The organism is Paenibacillus roseus, from assembly GCF_016424485.1.
Taxonomy (GTDB): domain Bacteria; phylum Bacillota; class Bacilli; order Paenibacillales; family Paenibacillaceae; genus Paenibacillus_D; species Paenibacillus_D roseus.
In genome coordinates, this window is the sequence record NZ_JAELUP010000072.1 from 55647 (window position 1) to 70245 (window position 14599).

Annotated in this window: 7 protein-coding genes; all 7 read right to left on the reverse strand. The window is 52.0% G+C overall.

Annotated elements, in window-relative coordinates; genetic code table 11:
* Positions 1 to 68 precede the first annotated feature (68 nt).
* The gene (locus JFN88_RS14205; RefSeq protein ID WP_199019961.1) at positions 69 to 479 is read right to left on the reverse strand and encodes a GyrI-like domain-containing protein; all 411 of its coding nucleotides are present in this window, start codon (positions 477 to 479) and stop codon (positions 69 to 71) included.
* Positions 480 to 668: 189 nt separating this feature from the next.
* On the reverse strand, positions 669 to 7679 hold the full coding sequence (locus JFN88_RS14210) for an Ig-like domain-containing protein (protein WP_199019962.1): 7011 nt from the start codon (positions 7677 to 7679) through the stop codon (positions 669 to 671).
* Between the two features lie 317 nt (positions 7680 to 7996).
* Entirely contained in the window at positions 7997 to 9019 is a 1023-nt protein-coding gene (gene mglC, locus JFN88_RS14215; protein WP_199019963.1) for a galactose/methyl galactoside ABC transporter permease MglC, read from the reverse strand.
* The gene (locus tag JFN88_RS14220; protein WP_199019964.1) at positions 9016 to 10545 is read right to left on the reverse strand and encodes a sugar ABC transporter ATP-binding protein; all 1530 of its coding nucleotides are present in this window, start codon (positions 10543 to 10545) and stop codon (positions 9016 to 9018) included. The genes mglC and JFN88_RS14220 overlap by 4 nt, the downstream gene beginning before the upstream one ends.
* A 67-nt stretch (positions 10546 to 10612) precedes the next feature.
* Positions 10613 to 11656, reverse strand: coding sequence for a galactose ABC transporter substrate-binding protein (locus JFN88_RS14225; protein ID WP_199019965.1), 1044 nt, complete (start codon positions 11654 to 11656; stop codon positions 10613 to 10615).
* Positions 11657 to 11801: 145 nt separating this feature from the next.
* Positions 11802 to 12806: a substrate-binding domain-containing protein gene (locus JFN88_RS14230; RefSeq protein WP_199019966.1), complete on the reverse strand. Its 1005-nt coding sequence runs from the start codon at positions 12804 to 12806 to the stop codon at positions 11802 to 11804.
* A complete protein-coding gene (locus JFN88_RS14235; protein ID WP_233167862.1) occupies positions 12799 to 14595 on the reverse strand; it encodes a sensor histidine kinase in 1797 nt (598 codons plus the stop codon). The genes JFN88_RS14230 and JFN88_RS14235 overlap by 8 nt, the downstream gene beginning before the upstream one ends.
* Between the last annotated feature and the right edge of the window lie 4 nt (positions 14596 to 14599).

A 14599-nucleotide genomic window follows, 5' to 3' on the forward strand; every position in this document is an offset into this window, starting at 1 on the left:
AACAAACTGTTATCAGGCAGAGCTCAAAAGTTCTAATCAAAAGCTTGCATAGCACTTCAAATACCCAATCACGCAATTGGCACATAAATTTTCACCATCGCCTCCGCATCATTTGAAGCCTGGAAAGACCCGTCATAGTATTCGAAATCAAAACCGCCGACCAATGGAATCGGATTTCTCGTAAACCACGTTCCGTATATGTATCGATATGTAAGAGGCAATTTTTCCACCTCTCCCTTATGCCAGAAAACCTGATATTTCCCTCCGGGAATATGAAAGCGTTGTTCCGGCAGCTTGGACAGGTCAGCTGCCGTCACTGGGCCGTCAAGCCCGCTGTCCGCCGCATCGTTCGATGGCTTCGCATCATTGGTCGAACCTTCTGCCTTGCCCGAATTGCCAGCCGTTTCCGCACTGCCCGCATTATTGTTCGCCTGATTATTAGCAGAGCACCCGGCCAATATGACAGCAAGAGCAATCATACACACAGTTGCTATGTAAGTTGAATTTTTTCACATTAATCACCCTTATCCTTAGAAATAAAAATAATGCAATAATTCCAATAAAATAAGTTGGTATTGCAGATGGAAAAGTAGATAATTCTTATATTATAAGGAAAAGACCCCCGCAGCCGAATACCGGCTACGGAGGCCCTTCCCATTCAGTTATTTTTACGTTTCATCTGCGTTTGCTGCAGGAGTTGTTACACGCTCATAATACTGCAACACCTTGTAGACAATGACCGCTGCTTCCGCCCTGGATGCCGGTGCTGTCGGATCGATCGTTCCGTCGGCACGGCCGTTCAGAATGCCAAGTGTCTTGAAAGCATAAATCGCATCTTTGGCATAGCCAGCGATAGCGGCATCGTCAGGGAAAATGTCTCCGCTTGCTTCCGGCAGCGGAACATTGCGTTTCTTGAGCGCATTGAACAGCATGACAGCCAATCCCTGGCGGGTGATGCTATGATTCGGTGCGAACAGATCGCCGCCGATTCCTTGAATCAGCCCGTTCGCCGTGCCGATATCGATGGCATTTTTATACCATGCGTTGTCGGCGATATCGGTAAATGACTTGCTGCCTTGCGTTGTGCTAAATTCGAAGCTTCTCACTACGATCGAGATAAACTCCGCCCGCGTAATTTGTCCTTTCGGGTCGAAGCTGCCATCCGTGCGACCGTTAAAGATATGTTGCTCCGACAAGCTGGCAATCGCCTGCTGCGCCCAGTTAGGAATAGCAACCGCATCCTTGAACTTGGCTGCAAGTTCTTCTTTGATTTGCTCCGGCGACTTCACTTCCGTCCCAGGAGTGTTGCCACCAGATTGGGAAGGTCCAGGCGCGCCCGGAAGCTTCGGTGTCGAAGGCTTATCTGGTTTTTCCGGATTTTCTGGCTTTTCCGGTGCAGTTGGTGGTTGCGAAGGCGGTACCCAGCCGCCCGAACTGGACGCTCTCACAGTTACTGCAATTTCCGCTTTCAGCCCTTGCGGATTCGCAATGCCTTCTTCCAGAACCAGCGCGCCATAGAGCGTATACTTTCCGGCAACATTCCTGCTGTATCCCGCATTGCTCCAGTTGACTGCGAGTTGCTTCGTTTCATTGTTATCCAGCGTTACATTGACTTTGGCTGGCAGCCCGATGCGGTCGAATGCCGTGCCGTAGTCCACGGTTTTACCTGTTAGCTGCTGCACTGTTCTAACGTTGCTATCGCTGCTCGGCTCAGGCTGGACAACAATTGTAATTTGAGCGTACAAGTCGCTCGTATTGCTCAATCCTTCAACGACAAGGAGCGTTCCCTTGAGCGTATACTCGCCTGCAATATTGCCGTTGTAATTGCCTGTATTCCAGTTGACCGCAAGCTCTTGCGATTGCTCATTAGCCAGTGTTACCCCGACTTTCGCAGGCAGATCCAGTTGCTTAAAGGCAGTGCCGAACGCTACGCTCTTGCCTTCAAGCTCCGACACCGCAACGATGTTAATCGGCTCGGCGCCTTCAGGAAGTACATGAATGACAATCGATGCGCGCAAGCCGTCCGGATTGATGACTTTCTCAAGCTCGCCCAGATCGCCTTGCAGCGTGTAGCTTCCCGCTTCATTGGCCTTGTAGCCTTCCTCACTCCATGTTACAGGCGCCTGTACCGTCCTGCCGTCGGACAAGGTGACCGCTACTTGCGAAGGCAGCGCCAGCTCGGCAAAGCTTGTGCCTTGCACAACGCTCTGGGCGCTAAGCGTTTCAACGCTTCTGATTTCTGCCAGCACTTCCGGCAATACCGTCACTGCGATGGCAGGCTGCAGCGCTTGCGGATTGAGCACGCGATCTTGCAACGTTAGCGTTCCTTGAATCGTGTACGTCCCGGCTTGATCAGCCACATACCCCGCACTGCTCCAGGCAACCGCCAGAGCGACCGTTTCCCCGTTGTTTAACGTTGCCGTAACGGTAGAAGGCAATTGCAACGTTCCAAATACGGTGCCGTATTCCACCGATACTGGATCGAACGACTCCAGCGCCGTGATGTTGTGCTTGACTTCAACCCAGTACGCATAGAACGTCTGATTGCTGCCAATGACGGTTTCTGCGTTAATCGCTTCGCCACTGCCTTCACGATTGGCAAACCATCCGCCGAAGGTGTAGCCTTGGCGAACAGGCTGTTCCAGTCGATTTCCAATCGCCGTATCCTTCACATGCTCGATAACGTTCGGAGCAGGCGATCCCGCATAATTCAGATCGAATGTGACATCCACATAGTCAGGCAATGTCCGGTCATAGATCAAGTCAATATATTGCAAATTGGCGTTGGTGTTATTAAAGCGCAAGTAAACGTTTTTGGTCCCTTTAGCCAGCTTGCTATTGATAAAGTTCATCTCATTGCCTGAATAGCTTTGAATAAAGTTCGGAGTATACAAAATTTGCTTCGTGCTGGCATACCCGTACTGGGTCCACGTAGCTCCCGTCCGCTGCACAACGTTGATGCTCGCCAGTTCCTCGCCATATATGAAGGAACCACCGCTGTACGCGTTCTGATATTTTTTGCCGCCTTGTGTCGTGGCACGTTTTACCGGACTGCCTGTATTGTCAGCCTCCGTATAGAACGTGAAGTACGGTTGCGCTGCCGCTTGTCTTGAGTAGGACACCTTAATTTCGACAAGCTTGTTCAAGTCGATTTGGCCGAGATAAACCAGGTCATTGTTCGTGACATAGCTCATGGCATCCGTTCCCGATTCGAACCTGAAGTCGTTGCTCGCCGCAAAGATCCACGGCGCATCAAATGTCTGGATACGAATGCCGTTGCCGTTCTCGATAGGCGTCGATGTAGCCGGCACATTTATCGGCAGATTGAAGCGATTAAGATCCTCTTTCGCTGCCTGCAACTCGGCAATCGCTTCGGCGATGACCTCCGTGTTGAGCGGCTCGTTCTCAACGAGCTTGATGTTGGCCAACACGCTGCGGAAACGCTCCTTCTTATAGGCGCTATATTGGTTCAGATTAATCTGCTCCGCTTCCCTGATCGCCGCCTTAAGGGCACTTGTATCGACATTTTGCTCATGCAACTGGAATTTCAGCCAGTTCAAGTCGATGCCTGAGCTTTCAAATACGATGCGCAATTGCTGGGGCCCTGTCGCAAGCTGAACATTATCGAGCGCGAATGTGGTCCACTGTCCTTTTGTCGTCGTGATGTCGAACGTACCGACATGCTTGTCGCCAGCGTAAACGCCGAAGGACATTTGCGCGACTTCACTTTGGCTGGAACGCAGACGAGCCGAGAGTTTGTAAAGGCCGGCATGCGCGACATCGATATTGTAAGCGACTGCCTCTCCCTTGTTGTTGTTTGTGTAGCAGAGGCCGCCTCCCGTATCATTGCAAGTTGCCGGTGTGATCGCTTTTGTAATAAAAGTAGTTTCAGTTTCCGCCGCCTTAAGCGTTGTGTTCTTGCCAATTGCCTTAACAGCGGATTTCACATCGGTATTGAAACGGACGTAGTCAAAGTCAGCATAGAACATAGTCGCATTGGCGATACTGCCGTTCGAGGCCAGCAAGCCGAATTTGGGTTTGCTATAATCGGCTGTTGTACTGCCTACGGAAATAAAGTTTTGGCCATCTGCGCTGACGTAGCCGGTATAAATACTGCCTACCTTCTTCAGGCGCAAGTAGATTTCCGTTTTTTCGCCGAATATTGATTGCCGTTGGTCGGCCGTCAATTGCCCGATCACGACCGGTTCGGCGCTTCCGGTTTCCTTCACCATGCCGATAATCCGGTTCGTACTGAATTCATACTTGACCCAAACGTAATTGTCATTGTCCTGCGAAGCGGTAATGCCGATACCGTTATAGTTCTGATTCGGCGCCTTGTTCATATTGACTCTTACTGTAGCTTCCCAGTTGCCGAACGCTTCCTGCTGGAAGTAGTTTTTCAGATCGGCGTGATCTCTCCAGAAGTCGCCTCGCTCGGCAGTAATCCGCAGCGAGCCGCGAGCCGGATCAAGCGACCAGTTGGCTTTGTTCTCGCCATTGGTTGCCGTGTCCGTATTGATTGTCCAGAAACTGCTGAGGGTCGCGCTGTCAAACTCATCGGATTGCGGCAATTTACCGAATTGGACGACGTAAGTATTCGCTTGATCCTGGCTAACCGCTCTGATCGTTACTTTGCGATTGGCCTGGTCAACTACAGTCGACGCCGTGACTCCCTCGTTCGTTGTGAACGTCACGTTCGGCAAAGTGCTGAGATCGGTGAGGGCCACCTCATAGTTGAATTTTGTTTCCCAGAATCCTTCGATCGGGCTGCCGTTAATGTAAATGTTTTTCAGCAACGCATAGGTCGGATTGTCAAAGATCGGCTCCAGCCCCTCCTCGGAACTGAAGATAACTTTATAGATCCGCTTCTCGCCGCCGGCTGTAACGGTAATAACGGCTGCCGGACGTTCTGCTGTTGCCTGGACCACCTGTACTTGCTCGTTTGTCCCAGCAATTCCTTGAACCGTCGGATAAGCGCCGCCCTGTTCCACTGTGCCAAACGCTTTGTAATCCAGCTTCAGCGCGTTGAACGTTTTGATCCGCTTGCCGCCGACAGTAATGCCGCTAAGCTTGGGATCGCCAAGCTTGACAGTTTCTACTCTGAACCATGCTTTTCCAGGCTCATAATTAACCTTGTACTCAATGTTGGCCGTTCTGGCGAAAGCAGGGGACAAGATGAGAAATTTCGCGATATTTTTGGCGGAGCGCTGCAATTCGCCCAATGTCAATTGGCCGCTGTCCAGCGCGCTGATCGTATTAAAGACCGCATTTCCCCTGTTTTTGTGCGTCGCCGCATTGTTGTGCGGAATGACCATATACAAATCATTCTGCGCGCGAACCATCGCCTTGCCGTTCGTTTCATTGTACTTGCTTCCTGCAGCGTTGTAGAAGCCCTGGTCTTCACTCAGCTTCGCCCACCAGTCGGTCATGACGATGCCGTCAAAGCCCCACTCGCCACGTAAAATTGTCGTATTCAGATCATAGTTGGTGGCTGCCCATGTGCCGTTAACCGGACCATAGGAAGTCATAATGGCGCGCGCCTTGCCCGTTTTGATCGCCATTTCATAGCCTTTTAAGTAAATTTCGCGCAGCGCTCTCTCCGATACGAGCGCATTGACTTCATGCCGCGCCCCCTCCTGATTGTTCGCCGTGAAATGTTTGATCGTGGGAGCGGTTCCATTCTTCTGCAGGCCGATTGTCTGCGCCGTTGCCATCGCTCCCGTGAGCAGCGGATCTTCGGAGAAATATTCGAAATTACGACCGTTCAGCGGATTGCGATGAATGTTCACGCCTGGTCCGAGCAACGTGTCGATCTGGTTCAAAAGCATCTCCTTGCCCAGCAAGTCGAACAAACGTTCATTCAGTTCAAGATTCCACGTAGACGCCAGCATCGTGCCGTTCGGAATGCTTGTTGCCCGCTCTGCATTTGTTTCCATCCGAATGCCGGACGGACCGTCTGCAGCGCTGTCAATCGGCAAGCCGAACGCGAGCAGAGGATTCGTCACGCCGCCGAATGCTGCCGCCGTACCGGCCGTAACTTTCGGACTCGACATCCCTTCGCCTAGAATGATGGCGCCAAGATCATTGTTAGTAAACTGGGCGATGAACGCATCCATCGTCACTCTGCCGTTGTAGACATCAATCAATTTGTAGCCTTTGTTTTCCGTGCGCTCGATCGGCGCCGGCAGGTTCTGCTGAATGCGGCTGTTCAGATCAATTTGGCGCAAAGGTACGCTCTCATTCGTCTGAACGTATGTGCCGTCCTGATTGCGGTCGCCAGGCTTTATACGCTGGAATGCCTTGGTCGGCGCAAGCGCTTCTTGCAGCTGTTTGACTACTTTCAGTTCGCTTACTGTGTAAGTACCTTTTTTTGCTGCGCTTCTAACATTGTTGCCCACGTAAATCTGGTAATCGCCTGCTTCCAATACATAGGCAGATCGATTGCCGGTCACGCCGCTGTCATCATAAGAAGCCATGTCTGCAATGTCAAAAGTTAATGTAATCGCTTGCGATTGGTTGGGCTGCAAAATCCCAGTTTTAGCAAAAGCGGCCAGTTCTTTCACAGGCTTGCCCAGTCTTCCTTGCGGGGCGCCGTAGTAGATTTGGACAACCTCTTTGCCTTCCACTCTTCCGGTATTTTTCACAGTGACGTTAACTTTGATTTCCTTTTGTCCGATTTCCACTCCGTTCGTAGTGATCTCGAAGTCGGTATAAGACAGTCCGAATCCGAACGGATAAAGCACCTTCTGCGGCGCAAACGTTTCGAAATAGCGATAGCCTACATAGATATCCTCGGCATAGGCGTTCTCCGTCTTGCTGCCAAAATTAGCTGTGGAGGGGTAATCAGCCAACGTTTGAGCAATCGTATCGCTCAACTTGCCGCTTGGCGTGACGTCGCCCGTAAGCACATCCGCTACCGCGCTGCCGCCTTCCATCCCGCCTTGCCAAGCATACACGATCGCCGCTTTCGGGTAGTTTTTCGCCCATGACATGTCGATGACGTTAGCCACATTAAGCACGATTGCGACGCGTTCGAAGCCGGCATAGACCCGGTTAAGCATATCCACTTCAATATCTGTCAGTTGATATGCTCCCTTGGTGTCCGTATTGTCCCGGTCCTCGCCGGCTGTTCGGCCGATAATGACGATGGCGGTATCCGACTTCTGCTTCGCCTGATTAATGATCACATCGGTTAATGGCATCTCTGCCTGCGACCATGGTTCAGCTGCCCAACCGCCTCCGCCGTTGTTGAACGGATTCAACTTGATCCAGTCGGCATACACTTTGGCCAGATCTTCGTTGACGTTGATGCTCGGGTTGTTGCGGATACCCTCAAGTATGCCGTTAACGTATTCCACACGCACGGCTCCGCCTGAGCCGGTACCCGATTTGTAATAATGGGCTTGAATGCGCCCGAATACTGCAACATTCTCGCTTTTGTTGATCGGCAACACTTTGCCGATCGTATTCACCTCTGCTCCGCCCTTCGTATAGCCAGGGTTTTGCAGCAATACGATTCCTTCTGAAGCCGCCTGGCGCGCAACATCGGAAAGACCCGGGTATACTTGCGCCGAAGCTTTCTCAATCCCCCCTATGGGAGCGAAAATCGACCCTGCAAGAGCAACGGTCAGCATCAATTGCAGCAGACGTTTAGCCGCTTTCTTCCTCGTACTTTTCATTGACTACCACCTTCCTTAACGAGATACTTCCTGCATCGATTACGATGCAACAAGTCGTGCAGGAGTGAACCGCAATGCTGCATCCAAGGTGCAAGCAGTCCGCTCGTGTCAAGCACGAGCAGTCTCCCCCTATCCGCATAGCGATTGAGTTCCCCCTAATACTATTACTTGACAGAAAGCGCTAGAATAGAGAATCCTCGTATATTCCTTGAATATACTCATCTATCAGCGCATCCCGATAGTAAACTTCAAGAAAGGCTGCAGCCGCCTTTGTGAGGCTTATGCTGCAGCTTCTCGCTTCAACTGTTTTAGCAATACTACTTTTTGGCTACATACTTGCGAATATCAAAAGCGACAGCAGCCACGATGATCAACCCTTTAATAATAAGTTGCCAATAGGGACTCACACCGATGAACGTCAAACCGTAGTTGATGACGCCGAAGATCAGAACGCCGGCCATAACGCCGGGCACCGTCCCGATGCCGCCAGCCGTGGACACTCCCCCGACGACGCAAGCAGCGATCGCATCCAGCTCATACATATTGCCGTAGTTGTTCGTGGCCCCTCCCGTGCGCGCTGATTCCAGCACGCCGGCGATTCCATACAACGCGCCGGAGATCGCATAGATAGCGATCAGGTTGCGCGCCACTTTAATGCCGGATACATGCGCTGCCTGCACATTGCCTCCGATGGCATACATGTTTTTCCCAAGCCGCGTTTTATTGAAGATCACCCAACATATAAAGGCAACGGCGATTGCGATCAGTACAATGTACGGGATCGTATACCCCTTCCCCAAGTCAAAATAGCCTGACCCCCACATGGTAAAGTCATCCCGCAGCCCGGCAATCGGCTGCGACTGATTCGGCTCTGTATTGAAGTAGATGGAGTTAACGCCGTAAATGCCTACCATTGTCCCCAGGGTGGCAATAAATGGAGGAACATGGAGCTTGGCAACGATGACGCCGTTAATCAGGCCGACAAGCAGTCCCGCCAAAATGCCGATAATAATCGGAATGCCGACCCAAAGTTGCGGCAGGTCAGGAAAGAAGCGGCTGGCATATTGCTCCGTTTGCAGCATGGACGCTGACACGACCGCAGTCAAGCCAACTACCCGGCCGGCGGACAAATCGACGCCGCCGGAAATAAGAATAAATGCAGCGCCGAGCGCAATGATCAGCCGGGTAGAAGACTGTTGTAAAATATCCCGCAGCGTGGAGAACGCCAGAAACCCTGGATCTGCAACTGCAATACCGATTATGAGTACAATCAGGACGACGAATATCGCACGCTGGGTTAAATAATTTTTCACTTTGACGGTTGTCGTCAGCGGATTCATTCCGTCGCCTCCCTTGTCGCCGCTGCCGGCTGATTGGCCGCCAGCCGCATAATTTCTTGTTCTGTTGCAGCTTTGCCCTCGATGACGCCGGTCAGTTTCCCTTCGCTCATTACCATAATCCGGTCTGACATGCCGAGTAATTCCGGCATTTCGGAGGAAATCATCAAAATGCTTTTCCCTGCCTTGGCCAAGTTCGTAATCAACGTATAAATTTCGAATTTGGCCCCTACATCAATACCGCGCGTCGGCTCGTCAAGCAACAGAATATCCGGCTCTGTCAACAGCCACCGCGCCAGCAACACCTTCTGCTGATTGCCTCCGGACAAGTTGCGGATCATCGTGTGCACCGTAGGCGTCTTCGTGCGCAACTGCTGCACGCGCTGCTCGGCCTCCAGGCGGCCCTTCCGCTCGTTCAGCAAGCCTATGCGGTTTTGAAACTTGCCGAGATTGGCAATTACCGTATTTTCATAAACGGATAATACAGGGAAAATACCGGTCACTCGCCGTTCTTCCGTCAACAGCGCCAAATTATGACGCTTGGCGTCCGAGGGCGACTTGATCGTTGCTTTGCGACCAAGGATCGTAATTGTGCCCTCGGCTGTTTTGCGAAGCCCGAACAGCGCCTCGACCAATTCGGTGCGCTGCGAGCCAACCAGTCCGCCCAGCCCTAATATTTCCCCTTTGCGCAATTCGAACGATACATTGCGGAACGACTGCGGGTTGATTGAAGTAAGCCCCTCCACCTTCATCGCCACTTCACCGGGCGTATGGGCTCGTTCAGGAAATCTTTCTTTCAGTTCCCGTCCGACCATCTTCGTAATAATTAGATCGGTCGTCAATTCCGAAGACGGCCAGGTGCCGATATAGCAGCCGTCACGCATAATGGTTACATCGTCGGATATCCGCAAGATTTCTTCCATTTTGTGTGAGATATAAATAATCGAAACTCCCCGGTCGCGCAGCCGGTTAATAATGGTAAACAACTGTTCTGCTTCGTTGGCAGTCAAGGAGGATGTCGGTTCATCCATTACAATCACTTTGGCGTCATAGGAGACCGCTTTGGAAATTTCCAAAAGTTGAATTTGCGAAACCGATAGCGTGCCTATTCTGACCTTGGGGTCAACATCGATTCCCAGTTCCTCGAACAGGCTGACCGTGTCCCGCAACATTTTCGTATGATTGACGAACAATTTCGCCCTTAGCGGAAACCTCCCCAGCCACAAGTTCTCCATGACACTGCGATGCTGAACCGGGTGCAATTCCTGATGAATCATGGAAATGCCGTGTTGAATCGCATCGCCGGAGTTGTTAATGTTCGCCTTGACGCCTTGAATATGGATTTCCCCCTCATCCGGCTTATAGATGCCGAAGAGGCATTTCATCAAGGTTGACTTCCCTGCCCCGTTCTCGCCCATGAGCGCATGGACTGTACCGCGCCGGACAGTGAGCGAAACATCGCTCAGCGCCTGCACGCCGGGGAAAGCCTTCGATATCCCGCGCATTTCGAGCGCCACTGTCATAGCCATCTCTCCTTCAGCTTGCAGCAAGGGGGCAATGCTGGCATGCCGTCGCGTCGCCCCCTTCGTCCATGCGTTATTGCGCTTCAGCTATGTTATCCTTGGTGATTTTTTTGTAGGAAATCCAGACATATTTGCCGTCGCTAATGTCGAAGCCAGTATTATTCTTCGTCGGCGTCTCCCCTTTGGCGAGCGCTGCGGCAATCGCTACCGCTGCTGCGCCCTGGTTCTTCGCGTCATTGAGCACAGTGCCGAGCAGCGTGTTGTCTTGCAGCGCCTGGATAGCCGGAGCGGTCGCATCTACACCGATAACCGGAATATATTTACCGCCAGTGAAGTAGCCGGCAGCTTTCAAAGCCTCGATGGCTCCCAGCGCCATATCATCATTGTTGGCCAGTACTGCCTCGATTTTATCGCCAAATTGCGCCAGGAATGCTTGCATTTTCTCCTGTCCTTTAACCCGGTCCCACATAGCTGTGTCAACAGCCAGCGCTTCTACTTCAATACCGGCGTCCTGAATGGCTTGCACTGAAAATTTCGTTCTCAGTTCCGCATCCTGATGCCCAGGCTCCCCTTGCAGCATGACGTACTGCACCTTGCCGTCGCCATTTTTGTCAGCGCTCGGATTCGCCTTCCAGTAGTCCACAAGCAATTGGCCCGAAATCGTTCCGGACTCTTCCGCCTTGGCGCCTACATAATAGACCTTATCCCACTTATTCATATCTTCCGCCAGCGGTTCCCGGTTAAGAAACACGACAGGAGAATTGGCTTTCTTCGCTTTGTCAATAATGACGCCTGCGGCTGTCCGGTCAACCGGGTTAATGATCATCGCCTTGTACTTCTTCGAAATAAACAAGTCCACTTTTTCATTTTGCGTTGTTTGCGCGTTTTGGCTATCTACGATATCCAAATTAATTTTGTCTTCTGCCGCCGAAGTCATCGCGTTGCGGACTCCTGTCATAAAGGTATCATCGAACTTGTAAATGGCTACACCGACCTTCGATTCGCCTCCGCCCGATTTGCCGCCGCCATTGCCGCCGCCATTGCCGCCGCCATTGCTGCAAGCAGCAACGGTTAGCATCGCACACGCCAGAAGGGCTAACTTCCATCTTTTCTTCATTCACAGACACCCCTTGTCATATAATTTGCGAATGCGGCTTTGAAACCGATATCGCTTATATGGCTATTATGAATTTTTCCGCGCTTTTTTCGAATACAAGATTCTCCTGTCTTCTAGCAAAATTCTCATCAGTTTCATGCCCATCCTAATGAACGAAGGGAAAAAGCAGCTTCTGGTTGTTCATCCAGAACATATTGTCGGCGTCGACGACTCGCGTCTCGAGCAGCGTCGGCTTGCCGATCACCCCTCCGGCCAGGAGTGAAACGGCTTGCTCCACGCCGATATAGCCAGTGCTGAAATCGCTCTGCACAACCAATTGATGAATGACGCCTTCCTGCAGCAGCTCCAGTTGTTCCCGTTCACTGCCAAAGGCGACCAGCTTGAACTGCTCTGCCTCGCTGCGGCGTCGGACTTCGTCCGCCAACCCTAGCGAGGCAACGCTCTGCAGGGCGATGGCGCCGTCAAGACGCTCATTGTCCAGCATACTCTTGGCAGCTACCCAGCACGCATCCCGCAAATTGCCGCATACCGATCCTTCCTTCACTTGAATGGAAGGGTATTTTGATAACGCTTCCAAAATACCCTGTTCTCGCAGTACCAAGCCGGGATCATTGCGATCTGGCTTCAGCAACGCGACGTTGCCTTTGCCGTCCAGCAGTTCCGCCAGCGCCTTGCCTGCCTGCCGTCCGGCTTCTTCATTGTCGATGGCAATCGCCCCTCCAACGCCCCGAGGCATACGTTCGTCATTCAGGGCGATGACCGGGATGCCGCGATCCGTTCCGTACTGACCGACTGCGCGCAGCGTCTCCTCATCGGCCGGGGCGATCAGCAGCGCCTCAGCGCCTTGCTCCAGCAAAGCAATTGCCGCCGCAAGCTGCTCGGCTGCATCTTCATTGGATTCAAAAGGCGCATAATTCAATTCCAATCCGAATTGTCTGGCGGCCGCTTCCGCTCCGATGCGCATCGCCTCGGCCTGCTCCGCGGAATGCACCGGAGCTACAAGCGCGATGCGATGCGAAGCAATCTGATTATTGGCGATCGTTGCGGAGGACGACCCGCAAGAAAGCAGCACAGCAGCGAGTAAAGCCGCCGTACATAAGACAAACAAGCTGCGCAGCACCAACAAAGCCGTTGTCGGCAACCTATTCATAACCGCCTTCCTCCTCTTCACGTTGAATGAACGGCAGACGAATGCGGGCGGTTGTCCCTTCCTCGCGCTCGCTTTCATAGGATAAACCATAGCTATGCCCATAGTAGAGGCAAATCCGGTCATGTACATTGCGCACCGCTACACCCGATCCCCCATTGCCCGCCTGCATCGGAGCGTTCGACTGCTGCGGCTTGCGAAACAGTTCGTCAAGCTGTCCTTTTGTCATCCCGACACCATTATCCGCCACTTCCATAATCAAGGCATCCGCCTCAAGACGCGCGCTGACTGTAATCATGCCGTCATCGACCAGATATTCAATACCGTGAATAATCGCATTTTCAATAAGTGGCTGCAGCACCAGCTTGAGCGTATAGCCGTTCAGCGCCTCTTGCTCCGCCTCAATGCGAAAATCAAACTTTCGTTTGTACCGCATTTGCTGGATGGTCAAGTAATGGCGGGCATGCTCGAGTTCCTCGCTCACTTTAATCGTCCGTCTGCCTTTGCTGAGGCTGATGCGGAACAGTCTGGACAGCGATGTAATCATCGTGATCGTTTCTTCTTTCTTGCTCATACCGATCATACGCACGACAGAATTCAGCGTGTTGTAGAGGAAATGGGGGTTGATTTGCGCTTGAAGCGCTTCCAATTCATATTTGCGTTTGGACTCTTGCTCCATAATATTCTGGTGCATCAGCCCGCGAATTTTCTCCACCATCAGATTAAAACGGCTGGACAACTGCACGACTTCCAACGGCCCTTTGAGCGGCAGCATCACTTCGAAGTCTCCCCGCTCAACCGACTTCATCTTCTCGCCCATCTGCCTGATCGGCCGGGTCAACATCGAAGCGAGCGGCACCGAGATGAGAAAGGCCAGCACAAGCACAACGCCGACCACTTGCACGATGTAACGGCTAAGTTCTTCACGGGTGGTCATCACTTCATCCAAATACGATACGCCGACGACTTTCCAGCCGATGTTGTCGATCGACTTGACTGTGTTCAGCCGTTTGGAACCAGATACATTGTCGATATAGCTGACTTGGGATACGAGCGCTTTTTCCACACTTTCGTTGCGAAGCCCCATATAGATGAGCTGCTGTTGCGGATGAAAAACGATGTTGCCTGCTCCTTCATCGATAATATAGACGTAGCCCCGCTTGCCGAGACTGACGCGGCTGCTCAATTCATCGATTTTTTTGAAATTGATATCGACGAGCAAGACGACATACATCGGTTCGCCATTATGCTGCACCGTAATGCCTTTGCTCATGGATACGACCCATTTGTAAGGACTGCCGTACAAATTTTGCACATGCGGCAGCGAAAAACTGAGATGGTTGGATACGCGGAGCGCCGAATGGAACCAGCTTTGCTCGGTGACGCGCGCATTGTCGCTAAACGGCGCTTCCGGATAATTGCGCAGCAGTTCCCCCTGCTCGTTAAACAGGGCGATCGATACGATATCATCGCGGCTGCTCATAATAATGTCCAGTTGTTTCGTTACCTCCGTATTGCTCCATTCCCCTTCGGCAAGCATATGTTTCTCAATGGCCCGGTAAAGCTGCGCCGTCCCGTCCGCATAGTCGGCCAAGTTGTACCCTACCGAATCGACGATTTGCTGCATGCTGAGCGTAATGTTCTTCTCTGCGGCCCGCGAAAATTTGCCGTAAAGCAACAGCGCAACCATGATGACAATGACAAGAATAAACGCCAGCAACGCCCACAAAATGATAGACTTGATGCTCCAGTTTAGCAGCCAGCCTCTGTCCCTGCGCGCCCACCCGGTCATGTTG